Here is a 23,115-nt window from a genome sequence, read left to right on the forward strand (position 1 = left end):
GGCTTGCGATCACGGAACCGTAACGCGCTGTGAGCGCCGAGGTCGAATCCAGACACGCCGGCAGCGCCGAACGGCCCGCCCCCTACGCCGAGCGCGAGGCGTCGCCGGTGGACGTCGCGGGCGCCGCGGCGGGCGGCAGCTCGGCGAGCCCGAAGACCCGTTCGGCGTTGCGCCCGGCACTCGCCGCCAGCTGCTCCTCGGGAACTTCGCGCAGGTCCGCCAGCCCGCGGACGGTCCACGGCAGGCAGTACGGCTCGTTGGCGCGCCCGCGGTGCGGGTGCGGGGTGAGGAACGGCGCGTCGGTCTCGACGAGCAGCTGTTCCTCCGGCACCACGACCGCCGCCTCCCGCAGCGCGCGGGCGTTGCGGAACGTGACCGGCCCGGCGAACGACAGCACGTACCCGGCGTCGGCGCATTCGCGCGCCATCGCCGCGTCACCGGAGAAGCAGTGGAACACGACGGTGTCCGGCGTGCCCTCCTCCCGGAGGATGCGCAGCACGTCGTCGTGCGCGTCCCGGTCGTGGATCATGAGCGGCTTGCCGAGGCGTTTGGCGAGGTCGATGTGCCTGCGGAACGACTCCTGCTGCGCCTCGGGCGGCGAGTGGTCCCAGTAGTAGTCCAGGCCGGTCTCCCCCACCGCCACCACTCGCGGGTCGCGGGCGAGCCGCTCGATCTCGGCGTGGTCGTCCTCCGTGAGCGCGGCCGTGCGGGTGGGGTGCAACGCGACGGCCGCGACGACCCGGTCGTCCCAGTGCGCGGCCTGCACGGCCCACCGCGCCGAGGCGAGGTCGTCGGCCACGGTGACCGCGCGCGTGACGCCCACGGCGGCGGCCCGGTCCATCGCCGCACGGACGTCCTCCGCGGACACGCACCCGCACGCATCGAGGTGCGTGTGCGCGTCGACGGTGGGCGAGGTCAGCGGTTCGGGAGGCGGCGGAGGTTCCCGCCGCCCGTACGCCCCGCTCACGCCCCCATCCCCTTCCGACGAGCGGCGCGTTCGTCGGTACCTATCCGACGAACGCGCCGTTCGTCGGAACGGGCAGGGCTCACTTCTCGATCGGGGCCCACTCGGGCCCGGTCTCCGCGAGCTCGGGCTCGAGCTTCCGGAAGATCGGCGTGGGCTTGGCCAGCGGCCGTCCGACCTCGATCGGCGTGGACGCCCAGCGCGCCTGCTCCTTGGTGTAGTCGCCGGTGAGGATCGGGTTGATCCGGCCGGGGATGTCGAGGTCCTCGACGTCCTGCAGCTCCGGCTGCGCCGCCCACACGCCGGTGCCACCCAGCGCCTCGTGCACGGTCTGCGCCGAGTGCGGCAGGAACGGCGTGAGCAGCGTGTTGGCGTCCTGCACGACCTGCAGCGCCGTGTGCAGCACCGCGTCGCGGCGGCCCGGGTCGTCCTTCAGCTTCCACGGCTCCTGGTCGGACAGGTACCGGTTGGCCGCGGTGACGACCTTCATCGCCTCGCTGATGCCGGCGCGGAACCGGGAGCGCGCGAGGTGCGCGCCGACGGTGCCGAACGCGGCCTTCGACAGCGCCAGCAGCTCCGCGTCGGCCGGCGCCGGCGTGGTGGGCGCCGGGATGGCCCCGTTGTTCTTGTGGGCCATCGAGATCGACCGGTTGACCAGGTTGCCCCACTCGTTGGCCAGCTCGAAGTTGACGCGGCGGACGAACTCGTCCCACGTGAAGTCGACGTCCTGGGTCTCCGGTCCGCCCGCGGAGATGAAGTACCGCAGGCTGTCGGGACCGAACTCGCGCAGGAAGTCGTGCAGGTAGATCACGGTGCCGCGCGAGGTGGAGAACTTCGAACCGCTCATCGTGAGGAACTCGCTCGACGCGATCTCCGACGGCAGGTTCAGCACCCCGTACGGCCCTGGCTCGCCACCGTGGTCGCCCTGGCCGTTGTGGCCGAGCAGCAGCGCGGGCCAGATCTGGGCGTGGAAGGTGATGTTGTCCTTGCCCATGAAGTGCACGATCTCGGCGTCCGGGTCGTTCCACCACGCCTTCCAGGCATCGGCGTCGCCGGTGCGCCGCGCCCACTCGACGCTCGCCGAGAAGTAGCCGATCACCGCGTCGAACCAGACGTAGAACTTCTTCAGCGGCTGGTCGCGCCAGCCGTCGAGCGGGATCGTGACGCCCCAGTCCAGGTCGCGCGTGATCGGCCGCGGCCGCATGTCGTCGACCAGGTTCTTCGTGAAGTTCAGGACGTTCGGGCGCCAGCCGGTCTTCGTGGCCAGCCACTTGCCGAGCGACTCGGTGAACGCGGGCAGGTCGAGGAACAGGTGCTCGGTCTCGACGAACTTCGGCACCTCGCCGTTGATCCGCGACCGGGGGTTGATCAGGTCGGCGGCGTCCAGCTGGTTGCCGCAGTTGTCGCACTGGTCGCCGCGCGCGCCGTCGTAGCCGCAGATCGGGCAGGTGCCCTCGACGTAGCGGTCGGGCAGCGTGCGTCCGGTGGACGGGCTGATCGCCCCGGTGGTGGTCTTCGGCACGACGTAGCCGTTGCGGTGCAGCGCCAGGAAGATCTGCTGCACGACGTCGGAGTGGTTGCCGGTGGTGGTGCGGGTGTAGAGGTCGTAGGTGACGCCGAGCCCGCGCAGGTCCTCCGCGATCACGCGGTGGTACTTGTCGACGGTCTGCTGTGGCGTCAGCCCCTCCTTCTCGGCCTGCACCAGGATCGGGGTGCCGTGCTCGTCGCTGCCGGAGACCATGAGCACCCGGTTGCCGGCCATCCGCTGGTAGCGGGCGAACACGTCGGAGGGCACACCGATACCGGAGACGTGGCCGATGTGCCGAGGGCCGTTGGCATAGGGCCAGGCCACGGCGGTCAGCACGTGGGAGCTCATGCACCCAAGCCTATGCCGGGGCCACAGCGGGTTTCCGCGGCCCGCTCGGACGGTGGCAGAGCCGCCTCCCGGACGACGCGCTCACCGGGAAGTCGATCTTCTCGTCGACCTCGTCGTCCTCGAACGGGATCCCGAGCACGAGCTCCGCACCCCCGGCCCCGCGTCAACTACCGTGGAGACGTGAACGTGGAGGTCACCCCCCTGCCCGGCATCGGTGTGCGCAAGGACTTCGCGCTGCGCAACGGCAGGCGGATCGGCGTCGTCACCCACCGGGACGGCAAGATCGAGCTCATCGTCTCGAAGTCGGACGATCCGGACGCGTGCCTCGCCGAGCTCCCCCTCACCGCCGACGAGGCGGCCGCGCTGGCCAACCTGCTCGGCGCCCCGCAGCTCGTCGCGCAGCTCAGGGAGGAGCACCGCGACCTCCCCGGCATCCACACCCGGCAGCTCCCCGTCGGCCCGCCGTTCGACGGCCGCACGCTGGGCGACACCGCGCTGCGCACCCGCACCGGCGTCTCCGTGGTCGCCGTGATGCGGGCCGGGCAGGTGCACCCCAGCCCGACGCCGGACTTCACCCTGACCGCGGGCGACCTCATGGTCACCGTCGGCACGGCCGAGGGGCTCGACAACGCCGTCAAGATCCTCAAGCGCGGCTAAGTGCCCCCCGTGGACAACACCGCTCTGGAGCTGATCGAGCTCGGGGCCGTCTTCTTCGCGCTCGGTCTGCTGGGCCGCATCGCCGGCAAGATCGGCCTCTCCCCCATCCCGCTCTACCTGCTCGGCGGCCTGTTCTTCGGCACGGGTGGCGTGGTGCCGCTGCACGGCATCGAGGGGTTCACGACCATCGCGGGCGAGGTCGGCGTCATCCTGCTGCTCCTGCTGCTCGGCCTCGAGTACTCGGCCACCGAGCTGATCGACGGCATGCGCCGCTCGTGGACGGCGGGGATCCTCGACGTCGTGCTCAACGCCGCCCCGGGCGTGGCCGTGGCGCTGATCCTCGGCTGGGGCCCGGTGGGGGCGCTCGTGATGGGCGGGGTCACCTACATCTCGTCGTCCGGGATCGTCGCGAAGGTCCTCGGCGACCTGGGCCGCCTCGGCAACCGCGAGACGCCGGTGGTGCTGTCGATCCTCGTGTTCGAGGACCTCGTGATGGCGCTGTACCTGCCGATCCTGACCGCCGTGCTGATCGGCGTGACCCTCGCGGGCGCGCTGAGCGCGGTCGGCATCTCCGTGGCAGTGCTGGTCGTCGTGCTCGTCGTGGCGCTGCGCTACGGGCGGTTCGTCTCCGCCGTGGTCGACTCGCCCGATCGTGAGGTGTTCCTGCTCAAGGTGCTGGGTCTCGCGTTGCTGGTGGCAGGCTTCGCCTCCGCGATGCAGGTCTCGGCCGCGGTCGGTGCGTTCCTGCTGGGCATCGCGATCTCCGGCTCCACGGCCGAGAACGCCACGAAGCTCCTCGAACCGCTGCGCGACCTGTTCGCCGCCGTGTTCTTCGTGGTGTTCGGACTGCACACCGACCCGGCGTCGATCCCGCCGGTACTCGGCTGGGCCGTCGTCCTCGCCGTCGCGACGACCGCGACGAAGCTGGTCACCGGCTGGTGGGCCGCGGGGCGCGTGGGCATCGGCCCGCTGGGGCGGGCTCGCGCCGGTGCCGCGCTCATCGCGCGCGGGGAGTTCTCGATCGTCATCGCCGGGCTGGCGGTGACCTCCGCCGCGGTGGACGACCGGATGATCGCGCTCGCCACCACGTACGTGTTGCTGATGGCCGTGATCGGCCCGGTGGCGGCCCGGCTGGTGGAGCCTGCGGCGGCCTGGGTGCGAACCCGGCGCCCCTCGGCCACTCCCGCACCCTCCGCAGGTAACTGACAAAGCTGCTACGCCAAATGGCCTAGTGGCCGAACCACTCATCGCAGAGATCATCCCTCTCGTCGGAGCACGGGCAACCCGGGACGATCCCGCGGATAGCTTTCCTGCAGACCGGACCGGTCACGAAATGGACACGGGGCCTCCCCACCCCCGCCGGCACCCCCGAGCCGGGCGTCCCCGACCGGTCACCGATCCGGAAGGCAGGTTCGTGGCCCGGCACCGCTCCCCCGGAACGCGCCACGCGCCGCCGCCCGCTCCGTCGTACGAACAGCAGTCGGAGCAGGGCGACCGCGCGCGTGGTGCGCGCACCCCCGCGCACCACACCACCGTTCTCGTCGCCGTCGCCATGGCGGCGGTGATCGCCGTCATCGGCAGCATGCTGTCCTTCGCAGGCGCGCTCGGCCCGCCGTCGCAGGAGGGCGTCAACCTCGCATCGCGGGACCTGGCGGTCCTCCCCACGGCGGATCCGCCGCTCCCCGAGCTGCCGACCCCCGAACCCGAGCCGACCACGGAGGCGCCCCCCACCTCGGCGCCCCCGACGGAGGAGAAGAAGGACGACGAGGAGGGCAAGAAGGAGGAGGGGCTCGGTGCGGCCGTGGCGCGCGCCGTCCGCTTCCCCGCCGAGCTCATCGATCCCAGCAAGTGGTACCTCACGCTGCCCTCCGGGTCCGAGGGCAAGCCGGACACGGTCGAGACGAACGACCTCGCCACCTACGCGAGCAAGTGGTTCCAGCTCAACGACTCGAAGGACGGCGTCGTGTTCACCGCGAACGCCGGCGGCGCCACCACCGTGAACAGCCACTACCCGCGCTCCGAGCTGCGGGAGATGATCAACGGTGAGAAGGCGAGCTGGGACGGCCGGTCCGGCACGCACACGATGGAGCTCGAGGAAGCCATCACCAAGACCCCGGCCAACAAGCCGGACGTCATCTCCGCCCAGATCCACGGCGGCGACGACGACATCATGCAGATCCACCTGTCCGGCACCAGGCTCACGGTGAAGTACGCCGACGGCGACAAGGACGTCGAGCTCGACCCCTCGTACAAGCTGGGCGAGCGGTTCCGCGTCAAGATCCAGTCGGCCGAGGGCCGCGTGAAGGTCTGGTTCAACGGCGCACTGAAGGCGGACCTGCCGATCTTCGGCGCCGAGAGCTACTTCAAGGCCGGGGCCTACGTGAACTCCAACCCGTCGAAGGGCGCCGACCCCTCGGACGTGGGTCAGGTCGTGATCTACGACCTGAAGATCACGCACACCGCCTAGCCACTGCCCGCAGGAGGCTCCTCGGTCCCGGCGCCAGCCGGGATGTCGAGGATCGCGAGGAAGGCGGTTGCCGCCGGTGTGCAGCTGCCTTCGCTCCAGATGACGTACTCCACCCGCGCCGGTGCGTCGACGACCTCGATGGTGGTCACGCCGCTGAGCTGAGGTGCGTAGGCGGAGGGCAGCATCGCGACGCCGAGGCCCTGCTCGACCAGCCGGGACATGAGGTACGCGGTGGTCACCTCGAAGGCGACCTCCCGGGTGAGACCGGCGGCCGAGAACGCCTGATCGGACTGGATGCGTCCGGCCGTCCTGGCCGGCAGGTCCACGAACACCTCCGAGCAGAGCCTGCGCAGGGTGACCGTCGACTCCCCGGCGAGCGGGTGGTCGGGCGGGACGACCGCGACGAGCCGGTCCCGGGCGAGCTCGCGGGCGCCGACGCCGTGGAGGCGCGCCGTGGTCGGCAGCCCGAGGAAGGCCACTTCGACGGCGCCATCCCTGACCTGCTCGACGAGATCCTCGCTCGCGCCCACTCGCAGGCTGATCCGGACGTGCGGGTACCGCCGGCGGAAGTCCCGCAGAGCGCCCGGCAGATCGACCGCGGCAACGGTGGGGATCAGGCCCACCTCCAGCCGTCCGCGTATCTCGCCGGCAGCCGCGGCTGCCTCGGCGGCGGCCCGCTCGGCGGCGTCCAGGCATTGACGGGCGGCGGGGAGGAACGCGGCACCGGCCGGTGTCAGCCGGACGCGGCGGCTCGTGCGCTCGAAGAGCCGCACCCCCAGCTCTCGTTCGAGGCGCGCGACCTGGTGGCTCAGGGCCGACTGGACGACCAGGCACCGCTCCGCGGCGCGGGTGAAGCTGTTCGTCTCGGCGACCGCGACGACGTAGCGCATCTGCTGGAGCTCCACCGATCCATCTTGCATCGAGATCGATGAGTTGACAAACATGTATTGGACTCATCGATCCGTCCTGATGAGACTTCGAATGTGGACGTCACCCAGAACGAACGCACGCACTCGACCTCGAGAGGATGGATCGGCGTCGCCGCTATCACGGCCAGCCTTTTCGTCTTCCTCACCACAGAACTCATGCCGGTCGGACTGCTCACCCCGCTGAGCGACAGCCTGGGCATCTCGGTGGGAACCGCCGGTCTGATGGTGACCCTGTACGGAATCTCGGCCGGACTGGGCGTGCCGTTCATCGTCGCTTGGACTAGACGGGTCAACAGGCGGGCACTGCTCGCCACGCTGCTTGCGCTGTTGACCGCGGGAAACCTGGTCACCGCGATCGCCCCGAACTACCCGCTGGTCCTGACGACCCGGCTCGTCATGGGGTTCGCCAGCGGCGTGTTCTGGGCGATCGGTGTGAGCATGGCGATGCGCATCGTCCCGGAACGCCACGCGAGCAGGGCGGCCGCGATCGTGATGTCCGGCATCTCGATCGCCACGGTGGTGGGCATCCCGCTCGGGACGGTCGTCGAGAGCATCACCAACTGGCGAGCCACGTTCATCATCTGGGCAGGGCTCAGCGCCCTGGTGCTCGTCGCGGTGATTGCCGCGGTTCCGTCGCTGCCGTCGGACAACGCGGTCCCGGTCCGGGAGGTCTTCGGACTCCCACGCCGGAACACCCGGCTGAGGACCGTTCTGTTCATCGTCGTGTTGTTCGTGCTGGGCCATTTCGGGGCCTACACGTTCCTGCGCCCCTTCTTGGAGAGCAGCGCGTCCGCCACACCCACGTTCATCACGGTATCGCTGATGATCTTCGGAATCGGCGGGGCGATCGGCAACTTCATCGCCGGGTACACGGTCGCCAGGAACGTCCGCGCCAGCTTCATCATGGGCGGTTCAGGGCTCGTGGGCTCTTTGCTGCTGCTCCTCGTGATCGGCCACGGACCGGCCGCTCCGATCATCCTGCTCGCCGCGTGGGGCGTTTCCTACGGCGTCGCACAACTGAGCCAGCTCACCATGACGCAAGCCGCGGCGCCCGACACCTTCGAGGCTGCGATGTCGCTCAACACCATGGCGTACAACACGTCCATCGCGATCGCAGCGCTGCTCGCCGGACTGCTCGTCGACAACGTCGGGCTCAGAAGTGGTATCTGGTTCGGCGTGGCGCTGACGGCCGCTGCATTGCTCGTCACGGCCTGCACCCGCTCGCCGAGGTGAGCCGTCACGCTCTCATCTGCTGAACCCACCCATGAAGATCCTCGAGGTGCCGGCTGCGGACCGGGGTGGGCGAGCGACGTGAGTCCCCGACGGCTTCAGCGGGTTGCGGCGGCGAGGGCGTTGCGCACCTTCTCGGCGTTGCCGGGTTCAGCGACCTGGATCGTCTGCCCGGCGTAGACGACGTGGGCCGGCCGCCCAGAACGCGGGGAAGGCCCGCAACGACGTCGGCTTCGAGGATGTACGGCTCCTGATCAACGGCATCGCGAGCTCGATCTTCGCGAACGATGCCCAGCGAGAACGAGTCCTCGGTGTGGCGCTGGACGGCATCAGGACGCGGGGCTGAGGCCGTCGCGCCCTTCGGTCTTCTCGAACACGCTCTACGGACGCTCGCGCCGGCGGCGCATCTCCCGCGTCAGATCCTCGGCGCGCTGCACGTGGACGTCGGGGACCTGCGTGACGAGCCGCTCGGTCCGGTCGGCCACCAGCGCCAGCTGGGTCCGCAGCTCCCGGGCCGCAGGCTCCTCCGGGGAGGACGGGCTGCGACCGAGGTAGGTGTCGAGGCACGCGGGCAGGTCGACGCGCACGATCTCGGCTGCGTCGGCGAGCCGCTCGGGCGCGGCGATCCGGTCGGTCTCCTGGTCGGCCACCTGGTCGAGCCGGGCGAGCACGAGGCGGACGGCGTCGAGGATCCGCGTGACGTCGGTGGCCGCGCCCTCCGGAAGTGCGCCCGCCCGCCCCTGTGCGCGGCGCAGCAACGCGGTGGCATCGGCGCGCAGCGAGTCGGTCAGGCGGGGCTCCGGCTCCGTGCGCGGGTCGCTCGGCCCGACGAGCGCGCCCACCCCGTACAGCCCGGCGGCGACCACCGGCCACACGTCGCCGATCACGCCGGCGACATGCAGGCCCACGCCGACCAGCGCGCCTGCCATCCCCGCGATGTTCTTCCGCGAGCCGAGGTAGCGGCGCACCCGGTCAGACATACCCGCGGATCTCCTTGAAGACCTCCGCGAGCGGCGCGGTGCGCGCGTCGAACGTACGGCCGCCGGTGAGGCGGGCGACCTCCTCCATCTCGTCGACGTTGCTCTCCCCGAACAGCACGCAGAACACCGGCACGACGGCCCGGGACCCGATGAAGGCCTTGAACGACTCGAGGTCGGCGCCCGAGGTGTTCTCACCGTCGGTCATCAGCACGATGGAGGTGAACCGGTCCGGGTCTGCCGCGCTCTGCTCCCCCGCGATCCGGTACGCCTCCTCGAGGCTGTCGTAGATCGCGGTCTCACCCCCCGGCTGCAGGGCGGCTCCCGCGTCGGCGATCCGCTGACGATCCGGGCCCGGGTTCTCCTCGGCCACCGTGAACGTCTGCGGCGACTCCGGCGTGGTGGAGAACGGCAGCAGCGTGACCTGCTCCCGGCCGCGGAAGCGCCGGAACTGCCCCGTGAGCGAGGGGTCCGCCCCTGCGAGCCCGGCGAGCGCGCGCTGCAACGCCCCGATGCGCTCGTCGCCGGCCATCGAGCCGGACGTGTCCAGCACGTAGATCGTGCGGGACGGGCGGCGCAGCTTGTCGAAGTAGCTGGTGAGCAGCGCGTCGACGACGTCTGCCTGCGCCGGGAACGGCAGCTCGACGGCCGTCCCCGACGACGCGGGGAGAACACCGGGGACGGCGGGTTGCCGGTGGGTGCGCTCGGCGATCGTCCGCTGCACCGCGGGCGTGCGCAGGTGCTCGACGAGCCTGCGGTGCGCGTCCCGGGCCTCCGGCGACGCCGCTGCGAGCACGGTCAACGGGTACTCGGCCGTGACCACCCCGTCCGCGGGCCGGATCAGCTCGAGCGGTTCGGGGAGCGTGCCCGCCGCGTTCATCCCCAGCAGCACCGACTCGTAGTTGATCAGGCCGTCGACCGGCCCGCCCGGGTCGGCGCCGGTGGCCCGCCGGACGAAGGACTCCTGGAGGAAGCCCGACGATCCGGCGGCGAGCGTCTGGGCGGCGAAGAAGTCGCGCAGCGCGGGCACCGTCGACTGCGCCTGCTCGAGGGTGAGCGCCGACCCGGCTCCGACGAGCGCGGTCGCCACCGCGACCACCGCCGAGAACCCCGAGTTGGACGCCGACGGGTCGGTCATCCCGTACGTGAACCGCCGGGCACCGGCAGCGGCCGCGATCTCCGACCACGTGACGGGGCGGCCGACCCAGCCGAGTCGCTCGGCCACCGATCGGCGCAGGCCGAGCACGACCGGCGAGGACATGATGTCGGTCGCGGTGCCGAGCCGGGCCTGCGCCCCGGGCTGCAGCGCGAGGTAGCGGTTGGAGGAGAACCAGATCGCGTCGTGGTCCGCCTCGGCGGCGCCGGACGACACGGCCTCGGCGCCGTCGAGCGTGCCGACGGGGTCGAGCCGGATCCGCACACCGGTGGCCTCACCTGCCTCGGCGAGGACGGGTTCGAGGTCGAGCAGCTCGCTCCCGGCGAGCACCCGCAACGTGACGGGGGCGTCGGACGGCCCCACGTCCAGCTGTGGCCCGGTGCTCTCGGCGCCGGCGCAGCCGGCCGCGAGCACGAGCACCAGTGCGGCGGCGATCCGCTTCACGGGGTGCACCCGAGCAGCGCCAACATGCCCTCCAAGGTGTCGAACGACGGTGGCTCGACGACGTTGACGAGCGCGGGTGGCTCCGGCAGGCCGCGGTCCCGGAACGCCGCGGCGAACGCGCGGGGGTCGGTGGGCCGGAAGCCGTGCTGGGCGGCGAGCGTGGCGAGCTGCGGATCGCTGGTCAGGAGCTCCCCGACCCGGTCGCCGGCCGGGGTGAGCGGCACGAGGGTGTGCCGCGAGAAGATCGTCGGGCTCGGGTAGAGCAGCCGCGCGTCGGCGGGCAGCACCGGGTCCGGCGAGAGCGCCTCGGCCAGGTACTGGGCCTCGTAGACCACGGCCATCGGCACCCGGCCCATCCCCGCCGACAGGTAGTCCTCGAACAGCACCTCCGTGGTGGGCGGCAGGTAGCCCTGGTCGCGGAAGAGCGGCTGGACGGTGGGGGTGACCTGCGCGGCGACCGTGCGGTCGGTGACCACCCCGTCGGCGTTCGCCACGTAGGAGGCGATGCCGAGGTACATCGCCGCGGAGTTGGACTGGCACGGCGCGGTGGTCGAGAGGAGCACGTCCTTGCGCGCCGGGAAGGTGGTGTTGCCCGGCAGCTGGTCCCACCGGGTGCCGGCCGCGGCGAGCTCCAGGTACCGGTGGACGTCGAAGGTGGTGCTGCCGGGCGCGACGACGCCGGCCTGCGTGAGCAGCTCGACGATCGGCCCGAACGTGGCCACCGCCATCGGGGAGGAGAACGGGGCGTACGTCCGCGGGGTGGGGTGCTGCGCGAGCAGCTTGTCGGCGGCAGGCGAGCTGGAGGGGAACGCGAAGTCGTAGCCCTCGAGCCGCACGGTGGTGGCGATCTGGCGCGACCCAGCCGGGTCGATGCGCAGCTCGAGCCCGTGGGCCCGGAACGCATCCCGCACCCGCTCGTCGGCGAAGAACGCCTCCTTCTCCGACCCGATGACGCCGGTGACCACCGTCAGCGCCGCAGGCTCCGGCTCCTGTCCGCCGATGTCGCGCAGCACCACGAAACCGATCACGCCCAGCAGGGCGAGCGCGAGCAACCAACTGAGGACCCGCCTGCCGGAACGCCGGCCCGCCGGAGCGGTCATGCCGTGATCGTCACCTGGTGGGGTGAACGAGCCATGAACACGAGGCCCCGACTTCGTGCGCCTCGTCCCTACTCCGCAAGTCCCCATCCGACGAACGGCGCGTTCGTCGGTACCTATCCGACCAACGCGCCGTTCGTCGGAATCACGGGGCCCCGCATCGGCGCCTTGGCGCGGGCTATGCGGCAGAGCTCCAGCGCCGCCGGGCCCGCCCGCTCGTCCGCGCCGACCGCGACCGCCACCTCCCAGTCGATCGCCGCGCCGCCGGGGAGCGGCCGGACGGCGAGCCCTGCCGCGCTCTTCTTGCGGGCCACCGCCTCCGGGACGATCGCGATGCCGAGCCCGTGGTGGACGAGGTCGATGAGGCCGTGCACGTCGTTGACCTCGAGCGCGACCTCGCGAGGCCGACCCGCCTGCGCGAACGCCCGGTCGCCGAGCTGGCGGATGCTCCACTCGGGCGGGAAGTCGACGAAGACCTGGGCGGCCAGGTCGGCCCACGTCGGCTCCCCCGTCGCAACGGGGTGCTCGGGGTGGCACATCAGCACCATCGGGCTGCGCGCCACCGGGAACAGCAGCACGCCCTCCGGGACCGGGCCGGTGACCGCGACGAACGCGACGTCGACCCGGCTCGCCGGGATCTGTTCGAGCAGGGCGAGCGAGCCCTCGTGGCGCAGCCGGACGTCCACGCCCGGGTGCGCGGCGCGGAACGCCGCGAGCACCGCCGGGACGTCGACGCCCGTGATGCACTGCTCGGTGCCGACGACGACCGTGCCGCGCAGCAGGCCTTGCACCGCGGCGGCGGCATCGCGGGCCGCGGCGACACCCGCGAGCGCGCGTCGCGCGTCGGCGAGCACGGCCCGCCCGACCTCGGTGAGCTCGACGTGGCGCGTGGACCGCACGAACAGCGGCGCGCCGAGCTCGCGCTCGAGGGCCCGGATCGAGGCCGAGAGCCCCGACTGCGACACCATCGCGCGCTGCGCGGCCCTGGTGAAGTGCCGTTCCTCGGCAACCGCGACGAAGTACTCGAGCTGCCGGAGTTCCACGACTGAGAAGCGTAGGTGCTCACTGCGAGCAGATCCATCTGTTGGACAGGTGAATGCCGGGCGACGAGGATCGGGGCCAACACCGAGAACAGGAGGACGGGTGTCACTTCCGACAGCCGAGCTGGGTACGACCGGCATGGAGCTCACCAGGGTCGGGTTCGGGGCCTGGGCGATCGGGGGCGGCGACTGGGCGGCCTCGTGGGGGCCGCAGGACGACGACGAGTCCGTCGCGGCCATCCGGCACGCCATCGCGTCCGGCATCAACTGGATCGACACGGCCGCGGTCTACGGCCTCGGGCACTCCGAGGAGGTCGTCGGGCGGGCACTGGCGTCGATCCCCGAAGCCGAGCGGCCCTACGTCTTCACCAAGTGCGGGCTCGTCTGGGACGACGCCGACCGCAGCGCGCGGCCGCGCCGGGTGATGGAGCCGGCCGTCGTCCGCCGCGACGTCGAGACCTCCCTGCGCCGGCTCGGCGTGGAGCGGATCGACCTCTACCAGGTGCACTGGCCCGCCGAGGACGGCACGCCGCTCGAGGAGTACTGGCAGGTCATGGTCGACCTGCGGACCGAGGGCAAGGTGCGCGCGGTCGGGCTGTCCAACCACGACGTCGACCAGCTCCAGGCGGCCGAGAAGATCGGTCACGTCGACTCGCTGCAGCCGCCGTTCTCCGCGGTCAAGCGCGCCGCGGCACGTGAGCTGGCGTGGTGCCACGAGAACGGCACCGGGGTGATCGTCTACTCGCCGATGCAGTCCGGCCTGCTCACCGGCGCGTTCACCGCCGAGCGGGTGGCCTCGCTGCCCGCCGACGACTGGCGCCGCAGCGGCCCCGAGTTCACGACGAACCTGGACCGCAACCTCGCCCTCTCCGACGCACTCGAGCCGATCGCGCAGCGCCACGGCGTGACGCGCGGCGCCGTCGCCGTGGCCTGGACGCTCGCCTGGCCGGGCGTCACGGGTGCGATCGTCGGTGCACGCAGGCCCGAGCAGATCGATGGCTGGATCGCGGCGAACGACCTCGAGCTGACGGCGGACGACCTCGGCGAGATCGAAGAGGCGATCATCCGCACCGGGGCGGGCGAGGGCCCGACGCGCCCCTGAGGCCGCCCCACACCCGCCACCCGCATGTCAGCAAAGTGGCTTTACTGACGCATCACGTCAGCAAAGCCACCTTGCTGACACCGGGGAGGGCGGGTCACGAGGGGCGGGTCGCCAGCGTCGCCGCGTACAGCTCGCGCTTCCGGACGCCCGCCGCCTCCGCGACCGCGGCCACCGCGTCCTTCAGGCGCTCGCCGTCGGCCACCCGCTCCTGCACGGCGTCGACCAGCGACTCGACGGTGGGCGCCTCGGCGGGCGCCGCTCCGGCCAGCACCACCGTGATCTCGCCGCGCACCGGACCTTCGACCGCCCACCCGGCGAGCTCGTCGAGGGGCCCGCGCAGCACCTCCTCGTGCGTCTTGGTCAGCTCGCGGCACACCGCGGCCGCGCGCTCGGCGCCGAGGACGTCGACGGCCGCGGTCAGGGTGTCGGCGAGCCGGTGCGGCGACTCGAAGAACACCACCGCCCGTGGTTCGGTGGCGAGGCCTGCCAGCCAGCGCCGCCGCTCGCCGTCGCGACGCGGTGCGAAGCCCTCGAAGCAGAACCGCTCGGCCGGCAGGCCGGACAGCACGAGTGCCGTGGTGACGGCGGACGGGCCGGGCAGGCACGTCACGGGGAGATCGGCGGCGGCAGCGGCGGCGACCAGCCGGTAGCCGGGGTCGGAGACGGCGGGCATCCCGGCGTCGGTCACGACGAGGACGGTGCGTCCGGCGCGGACGTCGTCGAGCAGCCGGGGCAGCCGGGCGGCTTCCACCGCGTCGTAGTGGCTGATCACCCGGCCGGTGACCGCCACGCCGAGCGCCGCCGCGAGCGAGCGCAGCCTGCGCGTGTCCTCGGCGGCGACGACGTCGGCGGTGGCCATCGCGTCGCGCAGGCGTTGGGAGGCGTCGCGGGCGTCGCCGAGCGGGGTGGCCGCAAGCACGAGCCGACCGGGACCTGAACCAGAGGACACGGGCCACAGCCTACGATCGGGCGGATGGTCATCCGGGCGGTCGAGGCCTTGCGCACCCGGGCAGCCTCGAACGACCGGCCCGTCGGGGGTGTCGAGCCGCTCGGGGCGAGCCCTGAGGTGCCCCCGCGCCCGCTCGACCCCACCGCCGTCCTCGGACCCCCACCGCCCACCGACCGGCTGCGCGGATGGGCCGTCACGATCCTCCTCACGCTCGTCGCGGGCGTCGTGCGCTTCGCCGGGCTCGGCTACCCGACCGACGCCGGCAACCCGGTCTTCGACGAGAAGCACTACGTGCCGCAGGCGTGGCAGATGCTGCGCAACGGCGGTGTGGAGGACAACCCGGGCTACGAGCTGGTGGTGCACCCACCGCTCGGCAAGCAGCTCATCGCGCTCGGCGAGCTGCTCCTCGGCTACGACGGGTTCGGCTGGCGCGCCGCGTCCGCCCTCGCCGGCACGCTCGCGGTGCTGCTCGTCGTCCGCGTGGGGCGCAGGCTCACCGGGTCCACGCTGCTCGGCGGGATCGGCGGCATCCTGCTGATCTGCGATGGCCTCTCGCACGTGCAGTCGCGGATGGGGATGCTCGACAGCTTCTCGGCGTTCTTCGTGCTCGCCGCGTTCGCCGCCCTGCTCTGCGACCGCGACGACGTGCGCGCCCGCATGGCGCTCGTGATCACCGAGGGCCGGGTCGACGACACCCCCTACGGGCCGCGGTTCGGCGTGCGGTGGTGGCGGCTACTGGCCGGCGCGTTGCTCGGCTGGGGTGCGGCGGTCAAGTGGTCGGGGTCGTACTGGGTGGCCGGTTTCGCGTTGCTGGTCCTGCTGTGGGACGTCGGCGTCCGGCGGGCCGCCGGGGTGCGGCGGCCGTGGGTCGGCACCCTGCGCCGCGACCTCGGGCCCGCGGTGTGGGCGCTCGCCGTCGTCCCGGTCCTCGCGTACCTGTCGGCGTGGTGGGGCTGGTTCCGCAGCGAGACCGGCATCGACCGGCACGCGGTGGGCGTCGAGGTGGGCACCGGTGGCCCGTGGTCGTTCCTGCCGGACGCGCTGCGCTCGCTCTGGTACTACAGCGGCAAGGTGCTGGAGTTCCACTCGAGCCTCACCACCGAGGCCAGCGGCGTGCACCCGTGGGAGTCGAAGCCGTGGACGTGGCCGATGGGGCTGCGCCCGATGCTCTACCACTACGCGTCGGGCGACCAGGTCACCGGCTGCGGCCGCACCGACTGCATCAGCGCCGTGATGCTGATCGGCACTCCCGCGCTGTGGTGGCCCGCGGTCGTCGTGCTGTGCTTCGCCCTGTGGCGCCTGCTCACCCGCTTCGACTGGCGCTACGGGGCCGTGCTGCTCGCGTACGGCGCGGGCATCCTGCCGTGGTTCGCCAACATGTCCCGCCAGATGTACTACTTCTACATGGCACCGCTGGCGCCGTTCCTGGTGCTCGCCACGGTGCTGGTGATGGGCGAGGTGCTCGGGCCGGCCGGCGCCGGGCGGGAGCGGCGTCAGACCGGCCTGCTGGTCGTCGGGCTCTGGACCGGCCTCGTCGTCGCCAACTTCGCGTGGCTCTGGCCGATCCTGATGGGCGTGCCCATCACACCGGAGATGTGGGACTCGCAGCTGTGGCTGCCGTCCTGGCGGCAGTAGCTATCAGGCCCCAGTGATCAGGCGCCGGCCAGCAGAGCACTCGCCGTCAGCGCGAGGCAGGCGCTCAGCAGCTGGGTGCGGGTGAGGCGCTCGCCGAGCACCACGCGGGCCAGCAGCACGACCACCACGGGGTAGAGCGACACCACCACCGCGCTGATCCCCAGGTCGCCCATCCGCGTGGCCACGAGGAACAGCACGTTGGCCAGGGTGTCGAACACGCCGCTCACGACCATCAGCACCACCGGACCGCGCGCGCCCGGCCCGGCGACTCGCCGCGTCGGGACGCCGGACTCGCCGGGCACGGCCGCGGGACTCACGGTCCGGGCGCGGGTCGGCAGCGGCAGGTGGTGGCGCAGGACGAGACCGGTGAGCAGCACCACCGATGCGAGCCGGCCGGCGAGAAGCGGCCACAGCCCCGAGTCGGCAGGGGCGGCGTCCACCGCGACGAAGAACGTGCCGAAGCCGACGCCCGCAGCCAGTCCCAGCAGGACGCCGGTGCTGGCGGCCCGGTCGTTCCGGGTGCCGGTGGTGGCCAGCAGGATGGCCACGAGCGCGACCCCGACGGCGAGCACGGCGACCGGCCCGAGCCGCTCACCGCCCAGCAACCCCACGGCGAGCGGGAGCCCCGCGCTGACCACCGCCGACAGCGGCGCGACCACGCCCATCGGCCCCACGGCGAGCGCCTTGAGATACAGCAGCAGCCCACTCACCCCGACGAGGCCTGCGAGCACCCCGAACCCGAACGCCGCAGGCGACGGGCGCCCCGCGAAGAACCCGATCGCGAGCAGCAGGCTCACCAGCCCGGCGGCCTGCGCGACGACCGTGACGACCAGCACCGAAGCTCGTCGCGCCGCCAGCCCGCCTGCGAAGTCGGCGATGCCGTACGTGACGGCGGAGGGCAGGGCGAACGGGACGGACATGGGACCTCGGTTCAGTGGAGCGGACTCGAGAGGACAGCAGAATTGACGCTAACCGAGGAGAGCAGCGAAGTACAACGAACTATTCCCCGGGGTACGGCAGACTGTCCGCATGCAGTCCCCCGAGGACGTGGCCACGGCGGTCGGCCGCAACGTGCGCGCGCTGCGCCAGCAGCGGCGGATGACCATCGACGCGCTCGCCGCCGCGGCCGGAGTCAGCCGCGGCACCGTGATCCAGATCGAGACCGCGCGCGGCAACCCGAGCATCGCCACCCTCGTGTCGCTGGCCGCGGCGCTGCGCGTCGGCGTCGCGTCGCTCGTGGGCGGCGACGCGCAGCCGCGCGTCGTGGTCCGCCGGGGCGCCGAGGCCGCCACGCTGTGGAGCAGCACCGCCGGCAGCAGTGCCGTGTTCCGGATCGGCACCGACCCGCCGGACGTCGTCGAGCTGTGGGACTGGACGCTCCAGCCCGGCGACGGCTTCGACGGCGAGGCCCACCCGATGGGCACCCAGGAGGTGCTCTCGGTGCTGTCGGGCCGGCTCGGCCTGCGCGTCGGCGCCACCGAGCAGCACCTGGACACCGGCGACACGGTCCTGTTCCAGGCCCACGCCCCGCACCGCTACTCCGGCATCGGCGACGGGCCCGTCCGGTTCGTCATGGTGGTGCTGCAGCCCGGCGACGCCGGCCTGGTGCCCCCGACCAGCATCGCCGAGGCCGAGCTCCCCGTGCCCTAACAGGTGTCGGGGCGCAGCGCGCGGTACACCGGGTCGACGTCGAGGGTGACGGCCTCGACCTCGGACCGGTACACGCAGGGACCCGTGCGGACCTCCACCGTGTCACCGTCGACGAACCGGACGTCGGACGGCACGGGCCCGGCCTCGACGCCCTGGTAGACGACGGCCTCCTGCTCGAAGACCCCGCTGCCGGACCGGACCACCACCGCGTAGACGGGGCGGACGGCAGGCGGAGCCGCCTCCACCACCGCGAGCCGCCTGCCGCCGTCCGCCACCTCCGACACGGTGCGGTTCTCGACCGTCGCGTGCGTCGCCAGCACCACGATCCCGGCCCAGCCGAGCGCGGCGAGCCCGCCGAGGACCAGCACGATCAGCCGCAGCGCGCCCCGCGGCACGACCACCGCGAACGTCGCCGTGACGAACAGGACGGCCAGCAGCACGGCGGACGCGGTGAACCACCGGATGTGCCGCAGGTGGAACGGGTCGGCGAGCGCCACCCCCGCCGCCCCGACGACGAGCACGGCGCATGCCGCGAGGACGAGGGCACCGCGCAGTCTCCGCACGCGGGCATCCTGCCTGGCCTCGTGCCGGACCGCGTGATGAGCATGCCGCAACGAGCTCCCGCCCCGGTCGAAGATCGATGCGCGGCTGCACGGGCACGAAGGCCTCAGCGCGCGATGCGACTCCCGATCGCGTCGAGCACGAGGTCCAGCCCGAAGGAGAACCGGTCCAGCGCCCGCTGCAGCGTGTACGGCAGCGAGGTGTCCGACACCGCGAACGCCCCGGCCGCCTCCAGCGCGGCGAGCCGCGGGAAGCGCCCGTCCATGTGCTCGGCCAGTAGCGGGGCGCGATCGTCCCACCACTCGTCGTCGCTGCTCCCGGTCGCGGCGGGCGCCTGCTCGGCCTCGACCACCGCGCCGGCCGCTCCTCGGGTCTGCGCCTCGACCGCCGCGACACAGCCCGCGACCTCGATCCCCGAGAGGCCCGTCCCGTCGAGCAGGGCGAGTGCGGCGTCGTACCGGGCGATCACGTGCGGCCCGAAGACGGTGCGCGACGTCGCGACCTGCAGCAGCCAGGGGTGCGCCCGGTACGCGGCGAGGTCCGTCGTCGCCAGGTCGTGCAGCCCGGCGCGCCATCCGGCGTCGGCGACGGGCAGGGGCTGCGTCGCCGCGATGCGGTCGACCATGAGCTCGAGCAGCTCGGCCTTGCCGGGCACGTAGGTGTAGAGGGTGGCCGGGCCGATCCCGAGCGCCTGCGCGAGCGCGCGCATGGACAGGGCCGCCGGGCCTGCGCGATCGGCTTCGGCGATCGCGGCGTCGACGATCCGCTGGAGCTCGAGCCGCTGCCTGGGACCGCGCCTGGGTACCGGCACGCCCTCCCAGAGCAGGGCCATCGTGCGAGCGGGATCGCCGCGTCCCGCGTACTCCATGCCATCTCCTACCGCTGATACTCCGAACACTGTACGGTGTTGTCGGTGCCCTCCGCGACGGTGATCCCCACCCTGCCCTGCCGGGCCCTCGACGACTCACTGCCCTTCTACCGCGCACTCGGGTTCGACGTGACCTACCGCCAGGAGCGGCCGAACCCCTATGCCGCCGTCCGCCGCGAGGACGTCGAGCTGCACCTCTTCGGAGTGCCGGAGTTCGACCCGGCCCAGTCGATGCACTCGGTGATCGTGCTCGTCCCCGACACGGCGGCGCTGCACGCAGCGTTCGCGGCCGGTTTACGTGAGGCGTTCGGGAAGGTGCCGGTGTCCGGCATCCCGCGGATGACGCGCCCGCGCCGGATGCAGGGAACGCGCGGCGGGTTCATGGTGGTCGACCCGGGCGGCAACTGGCTGCGGATCAGCCGGCAGCGCACCGAGTCCGACGCCGACCTCGACGGCGGCCCGCAGGACAGGCCCGCTGAGGAGGAAGGCCGGCTGGCCCGGGTCGTCGCCGCGGCCGCGCGCCAGGCCGACTCCCACGGAGACGAGGCCGCCGGGATCCGCATGCTCGAGACCGGCCTCACCCGGCACGCGGCCGCCCCGCCTGCCCAACGGGTTCCCGCCCTCGTCTACCTCGCCGAGCTGCACGTCCGCACCGGCGACCGCGACGCCGCGGGCGCCGTGCTGGCGCAGGTCGACGCGCTGGAGCTGTCCGCCGCCGAGCGCGCGGCGCTGGCCGCCGACCTCGCGAGCGCCGCACAGCTGCTGCTCGATCGGTAGCGCTGGTTCTCGACCGCGCCGTCGCTTCGTGATCGGGACGGGACTAGGCGACGTCGCGGTTGTACTGGACCTGCTCGGGATCGAGGTGCCAGCTGCGGATGCGCCGGGGACGGATGCGGATGACCTCGTCGCTGAACCAGCTGCCGCCGTACGAGGGCGGTGCGTGGCCGGTGAGCAGCTCGGCCTCACCACGGATCTCGACGCCGCGGCCCCAGCCGGGTTTGACCGCGCCGGGCTCGTCCGGGGTCATGTCGTCCACGACGAAGGACACCGCCGGGTTCGCCGCGATGTTGCGCCACTTCTGGCTGCTGCTCAGCGCGGGACCGCCGATGTCGATCGTGCCGTCGTCGTTCACCGAGAAGCCGAGCGCCGTCAGCTGCGGTCCGTTCGGACCGATCGTGGCGAGCCTGCCCAGCGTCTGGCTCTTCAGGTAGGTCAGCTCGTAGTCCGTGAAGATCACGGACGTCATCCTCGTACTTCAACCGCAGTTCAGGTCAACCGTGCCGCCGGACGACCTGACGTAGTTCTACGGACGTCGCCGTCCGCCAGCGCCGCTAGCGTCAGCCGCGTGACGACCAGCGCGCGACGCCACGAGGCGCACCTGCTGTGGGCGAGCCGCCCGAGCCTGGCCCTGTTGCTGCACGCCGCGCGCTTCGCGCCCCCGATCGCCCGGGTGCCGAGGCTGGGCTGGGTCGTCCGCGACCCGGTGCTCTGCCGGGAGGTCCTCAACGGGCACCGGCACTTCACGCTGGTCGGCGAGGGCGGGGTCGGCCACCTGTGGGCGCAGGTGCTGGGGGACTACGTCACAGAGCTCTTCGACGGGCCGGGGCACCTGCGGCTGCGCACGAAGGCCCGCGACCTGTTCACCACGAAGACGTCGGCCGGCCTGGTCGCCGAGGCGTTCGACGCGCCGCTCACCGAGCTCACCGCGCGGCTGCGCGCCGGTGAGACCGTCGACATCGCGGACGCGTCCCGCGTGCTCGTCGGCCGGATGCTCGCCACCCTGCTGGGCCTGCCGACGGACCGGTCCGACGAGGAGTTCCGCGCGATCTTCGCCGAGGGCGAGCGGCTGGCCGCCCTCGCCTTGAGCACCACGTCCTCCACGGTGCTCACCCCGCAGGCGGTGACGGAGGCCCGGGAGATCGTGGACCGGATGACGGCCGGCATCCCCGCCGGCTATCGCGACGCGGCACCGGGCACGCTGCTGGGCCGCTGCCGCGAGCTGGACCTCGGCCCGGAGGTGACACGCGGTCTCGCGAGCCTCCTGCTCGTCGCCGGCACCGAGACGGCCGCCACCGCGATGAGCCGGGCCGTCGCGCTGCTGCACGACCATCGCCGGGTCGACGCGCTGCTCGCGGAGCCCGACCTGGTCGACGACGTGGTCCGCGAGGTCCTGCGCGTCGTCACGCCGGCACCGGTCATCGGCCGCCACGTCAGCGCGGACGTCGAGATCGGGGGCCGCCTGCTGCGCGCGGGCGAGCAGGTCCTGCTGCTGACGTACGCGGCCAACAACGCGGCCGGGCGCTTCGACCCGGGCCGGGACTACGTGCCCGAGACGCGGCAGCTGTGGTTCGGCGGCGGGCGGCACCTGTGCCTCGGGGCGGCCTTGGCGAAGGCCGAGATGGCGGCGTTGCTGCACGCGCTGGTCCGCACCGGCCGGCCGTGGCGGGTCGTGCACCGCAAGCCCGCCCGCCGGGTGCTCATCCCCCGCTACGAGTCGCTGCAGATCGCGCTGGCCGGGGGGTCGTAGATGGGATCGCGACTGGCCGGGGTGGCCGTCCACCTACCGGAGCGCCGCCTGACCAACGACGAGGTGGAGGCCCGCATCGGGCCGTACTCCGCGCCGCCGGGGCTGTTGCACCGGCTCACGGGGATCCGGTCCCGCCACGCGATGGCCGACCACGAGCAGGCGTCCGACCTCGCCGTCGCCGCGGCGCGCAAGCTGCTCGCCGAGACGGGCACGGCCGCCGAGGAGATCGACCTGCTGCTGTTCGCGTCGGCGAGCCAGGACATGGTGGAGCCGGCCACCGCGCACATCGTCGCGGCCGGGCTCGAGCTGCGCTGCCCCGTGATGGACGTCAAGAACGCCTGCAACAGCATGCTCAACGGCATCGAGGTGGCCGACGCGCTCATCGCGACGGGCCGCTACCGCACGGTGCTCGTGGCCGGCGGCGAGGCGCCGTCCCGGGCCGTGCGCTGGGACGTCCGGTCCCTCGGCGAGTACCTGCGCGCCTTCCCCGGCTACACGCTCGGCGACGCGGGCGCCGCGCTGCTCCTGACGGCGGGCACCGGGGTGCTCGCCACCGCCTTCACCGCCGACTCGCGGCATTGGGAGGTCGGCACCCTGCCCGCCGGGGGCTCGCGGCACCCGCGGGACCCGGAGCGGACCTACTTCGAGATGGACGGGGCCCGGCTCAAGGACGCGTTCCTCGGCCTCGGCACCGGCGTCCTCGACGAGACCCTCGACCGGCTCGGCCTGCGGTGGGCCGACTTCGCGGTGGTGTGCGTGCACCAGGTGTCGCTGCCGTACCTGCAGGTGTTCACGGAGCGGGCCGGCGTGCCGGCCGACAAGCTCGTCGTGACCCTGCCCGAGCACGGCAACGTCGCATCCGCGAGCTTGCCGCTGCAGCTGGCCACGGCGCTGGAGCTGGGCCGGTGCGGCCCCGGTGACCTCGTCGCGCTCGTCGGGCTGGCCGGAGGCGTGAGCCTGGGCATCGCGGTGGTTCAGCTGTGAGC

At 72.7% G+C, this 23,115-nt stretch carries 23 protein-coding genes; 11 read left to right on the plus strand and 12 right to left on the minus strand.

Annotated features, from left to right (window positions below; genetic code table 11):
- Positions 1–82: 82 nt before the first annotated feature.
- Entirely contained in the window at positions 83–967 is an 885-nt protein-coding gene (locus FB388_RS30245; RefSeq protein ID WP_142105523.1) for a TatD family hydrolase, read from the minus strand.
- Positions 968–1,046: 79 nt separating this feature from the next.
- A complete protein-coding gene (gene metG, locus FB388_RS30250; RefSeq protein ID WP_142105525.1) occupies positions 1,047–2,840 on the minus strand; it encodes a methionine--tRNA ligase in 1,794 nt (597 codons plus the stop codon).
- 180 nt (positions 2,841–3,020) lie between these two features.
- Between metG and FB388_RS30255 the strand changes: the two genes are divergently transcribed.
- From FB388_RS30255 to FB388_RS30265, 3 genes are all read left to right on the plus strand, one after another.
- The gene (locus FB388_RS30255; protein ID WP_142105527.1) at positions 3,021–3,497 is read left to right on the plus strand and encodes a cation:proton antiporter regulatory subunit; all 477 of its coding nucleotides are present in this window, start codon (positions 3,021–3,023) and stop codon (positions 3,495–3,497) included.
- A 9-nt stretch (positions 3,498–3,506) separates the two neighbouring features.
- Positions 3,507–4,703 carry a cation:proton antiporter gene (locus FB388_RS30260; protein WP_142105529.1) on the plus strand — a complete coding sequence of 399 codons (1,197 nt, stop codon included), beginning with the start codon at positions 3,507–3,509 and terminating at the stop codon, positions 4,701–4,703.
- Positions 4,704–4,911: 208 nt separating this feature from the next.
- A complete protein-coding gene (locus FB388_RS30265; protein ID WP_142105531.1) occupies positions 4,912–5,964 on the plus strand; it encodes a polysaccharide lyase family 7 protein in 1,053 nt (350 codons plus the stop codon).
- Here FB388_RS30265 and FB388_RS30270 read toward each other — a convergent pair.
- Entirely contained in the window at positions 5,961–6,869 is a 909-nt protein-coding gene (locus FB388_RS30270; protein WP_142105533.1) for a LysR family transcriptional regulator, read from the minus strand. The genes FB388_RS30265 and FB388_RS30270 overlap by 4 nt on opposite strands.
- Positions 6,870–6,947: 78 nt before the next feature.
- Here FB388_RS30270 and FB388_RS30275 point away from each other — a divergent pair, with 78 nt between their 5' ends.
- Positions 6,948–8,126, plus strand: coding sequence for an MFS transporter (locus tag FB388_RS30275; protein ID WP_211362271.1), 1,179 nt, complete (start codon positions 6,948–6,950; stop codon positions 8,124–8,126).
- Between the two features lie 103 nt (positions 8,127–8,229).
- Positions 8,230–8,469, plus strand: coding sequence for an SbtR family transcriptional regulator (locus FB388_RS41100; protein ID WP_342787939.1), 240 nt, complete (start codon positions 8,230–8,232; stop codon positions 8,467–8,469).
- Between the two features lie 34 nt (positions 8,470–8,503).
- On the opposite strand, the gene FB388_RS30280 is transcribed toward FB388_RS41100, so the two are convergent.
- The 4 genes from FB388_RS30280 to FB388_RS30295 form a co-directional block, all read right to left on the minus strand.
- The gene (locus FB388_RS30280) at positions 8,504–9,103 is read right to left on the minus strand and encodes a hypothetical protein (RefSeq protein ID WP_142105534.1); all 600 of its coding nucleotides are present in this window, start codon (positions 9,101–9,103) and stop codon (positions 8,504–8,506) included.
- The gene (locus FB388_RS30285) at positions 9,096–10,700 is read right to left on the minus strand and encodes a vWA domain-containing protein (protein ID WP_142105536.1); all 1,605 of its coding nucleotides are present in this window, start codon (positions 10,698–10,700) and stop codon (positions 9,096–9,098) included. Before FB388_RS30285 ends, FB388_RS30280 begins: the two co-directional genes overlap by 8 nt.
- Complete coding sequence (locus FB388_RS30290; protein ID WP_142105538.1) at positions 10,697–11,800, minus strand: hypothetical protein; 1,104 nt, start codon at positions 11,798–11,800, stop codon at positions 10,697–10,699. The genes FB388_RS30285 and FB388_RS30290 overlap by 4 nt, the downstream gene beginning before the upstream one ends.
- A 113-nt stretch (positions 11,801–11,913) precedes the next feature.
- On the minus strand, positions 11,914–12,840 hold the full coding sequence (locus FB388_RS30295; protein ID WP_142105540.1) for a LysR family transcriptional regulator: 927 nt from the start codon (positions 12,838–12,840) through the stop codon (positions 11,914–11,916).
- Positions 12,841–12,940: 100 nt separating this feature from the next.
- Between FB388_RS30295 and FB388_RS30300 the strand changes: the two genes are divergently transcribed.
- Positions 12,941–13,939: an aldo/keto reductase gene (locus FB388_RS30300; protein WP_246122517.1), complete on the plus strand. Its 999-nt coding sequence runs from the start codon at positions 12,941–12,943 to the stop codon at positions 13,937–13,939.
- Between the two features lie 94 nt (positions 13,940–14,033).
- On the opposite strand, the gene rsmI is transcribed toward FB388_RS30300, so the two are convergent.
- A complete protein-coding gene (rsmI, locus tag FB388_RS30305) occupies positions 14,034–14,888 on the minus strand; it encodes a 16S rRNA (cytidine(1402)-2'-O)-methyltransferase (RefSeq protein WP_142105542.1) in 855 nt (284 codons plus the stop codon).
- 24 nt (positions 14,889–14,912) lie between these two features.
- Between rsmI and FB388_RS30310 the strand changes: the two genes are divergently transcribed.
- Positions 14,913–16,523 (plus strand): dolichyl-phosphate-mannose--protein mannosyltransferase, encoded by a 1,611-nt coding sequence (locus FB388_RS30310; protein ID WP_142105544.1) that lies wholly within the window; start codon positions 14,913–14,915, stop codon positions 16,521–16,523.
- Between the two features lie 17 nt (positions 16,524–16,540).
- Here the strand turns inward: FB388_RS30310 and FB388_RS30315 are convergent, their stop codons facing one another.
- A complete protein-coding gene (locus tag FB388_RS30315) occupies positions 16,541–17,443 on the minus strand; it encodes an EamA family transporter (RefSeq protein ID WP_142105546.1) in 903 nt (300 codons plus the stop codon).
- Between the two features lie 109 nt (positions 17,444–17,552).
- On the opposite strand from FB388_RS30315, the gene FB388_RS30320 reads away from it, so the two are divergent.
- Positions 17,553–18,173: a helix-turn-helix domain-containing protein gene (locus FB388_RS30320; protein WP_142105548.1), complete on the plus strand. Its 621-nt coding sequence runs from the start codon at positions 17,553–17,555 to the stop codon at positions 18,171–18,173.
- Here FB388_RS30320 and FB388_RS30325 read toward each other — a convergent pair.
- Both FB388_RS30325 and FB388_RS30330 read right to left on the minus strand, forming a co-directional pair.
- Complete coding sequence (locus tag FB388_RS30325; protein WP_142105550.1) at positions 18,170–18,736, minus strand: hypothetical protein; 567 nt, start codon at positions 18,734–18,736, stop codon at positions 18,170–18,172. The two genes, FB388_RS30320 and FB388_RS30325, sit on opposite strands and share 4 nt — an antisense overlap.
- A 104-nt stretch (positions 18,737–18,840) precedes the next feature.
- Positions 18,841–19,602: a TetR/AcrR family transcriptional regulator gene (locus FB388_RS30330; RefSeq protein WP_142105552.1), complete on the minus strand. Its 762-nt coding sequence runs from the start codon at positions 19,600–19,602 to the stop codon at positions 18,841–18,843.
- 45 nt (positions 19,603–19,647) lie between these two features.
- Between FB388_RS30330 and FB388_RS30335 the strand changes: the two genes are divergently transcribed.
- Positions 19,648–20,379 (plus strand): VOC family protein, encoded by a 732-nt coding sequence (locus FB388_RS30335; RefSeq protein ID WP_142105554.1) that lies wholly within the window; start codon positions 19,648–19,650, stop codon positions 20,377–20,379.
- A gap of 43 nt (positions 20,380–20,422) precedes the next feature.
- Here FB388_RS30335 and FB388_RS30340 read toward each other — a convergent pair whose 3' ends face one another.
- On the minus strand, positions 20,423–20,848 hold the full coding sequence (locus tag FB388_RS30340; protein WP_342787940.1) for a PPOX class F420-dependent oxidoreductase: 426 nt from the start codon (positions 20,846–20,848) through the stop codon (positions 20,423–20,425).
- Positions 20,849–20,947: 99 nt separating this feature from the next.
- Between FB388_RS30340 and FB388_RS30345 the strand changes: the two genes are divergently transcribed.
- Together FB388_RS30345 and FB388_RS30350 are read left to right on the plus strand one after the other, a co-directional pair.
- Positions 20,948–22,129, plus strand: coding sequence for a cytochrome P450 (locus FB388_RS30345; RefSeq protein WP_211362272.1), 1,182 nt, complete (start codon positions 20,948–20,950; stop codon positions 22,127–22,129).
- A complete protein-coding gene (locus tag FB388_RS30350) occupies positions 22,130–23,113 on the plus strand; it encodes a 3-oxoacyl-ACP synthase III family protein (RefSeq protein WP_142105558.1) in 984 nt (327 codons plus the stop codon).
- Positions 23,114–23,115 lie beyond the last annotated feature (2 nt).

It is taken from the genome of Pseudonocardia cypriaca (genome assembly GCF_006717045.1).
Lineage (GTDB): Bacteria > Actinomycetota > Actinomycetes > Mycobacteriales > Pseudonocardiaceae > Pseudonocardia > Pseudonocardia cypriaca.

What these genes read in the sequence shown, in the direction of transcription:
- FB388_RS30280 (WP_142105534.1), bottom strand. Translation starts at nt 9,103, where the DNA reads ATGTCTGACCGGGTGCGCCGCTACCTCGGCTCGCGGAAGAACATCGCG.
- FB388_RS30350 (WP_142105558.1), top strand. Translation starts at nt 22,130, where the DNA reads ATGGGATCGCGACTGGCCGGGGTGGCCGTCCACCTACCGGAGCGCCGC.
- FB388_RS30320 (WP_142105548.1), top strand. Translation starts at nt 17,553, where the DNA reads ATGCAGTCCCCCGAGGACGTGGCCACGGCGGTCGGCCGCAACGTGCGC.
- FB388_RS30340 (WP_342787940.1), bottom strand. Translation starts at nt 20,848, where the DNA reads ATGACGTCCGTGATCTTCACGGACTACGAGCTGACCTACCTGAAGAGC.
- FB388_RS30290 (WP_142105538.1), bottom strand. Translation starts at nt 11,800, where the DNA reads ATGACCGCTCCGGCGGGCCGGCGTTCCGGCAGGCGGGTCCTCAGTTGG.
- metG (WP_142105525.1), bottom strand. Translation starts at nt 2,840, where the DNA reads ATGAGCTCCCACGTGCTGACCGCCGTGGCCTGGCCCTATGCCAACGGC.
- FB388_RS30310 (WP_142105544.1), top strand. Translation starts at nt 14,913, where the DNA reads ATGGTCATCCGGGCGGTCGAGGCCTTGCGCACCCGGGCAGCCTCGAAC.
- FB388_RS30315 (WP_142105546.1), bottom strand. Translation starts at nt 17,443, where the DNA reads ATGTCCGTCCCGTTCGCCCTGCCCTCCGCCGTCACGTACGGCATCGCC.
- FB388_RS30330 (WP_142105552.1), bottom strand. Translation starts at nt 19,602, where the DNA reads ATGGAGTACGCGGGACGCGGCGATCCCGCTCGCACGATGGCCCTGCTC.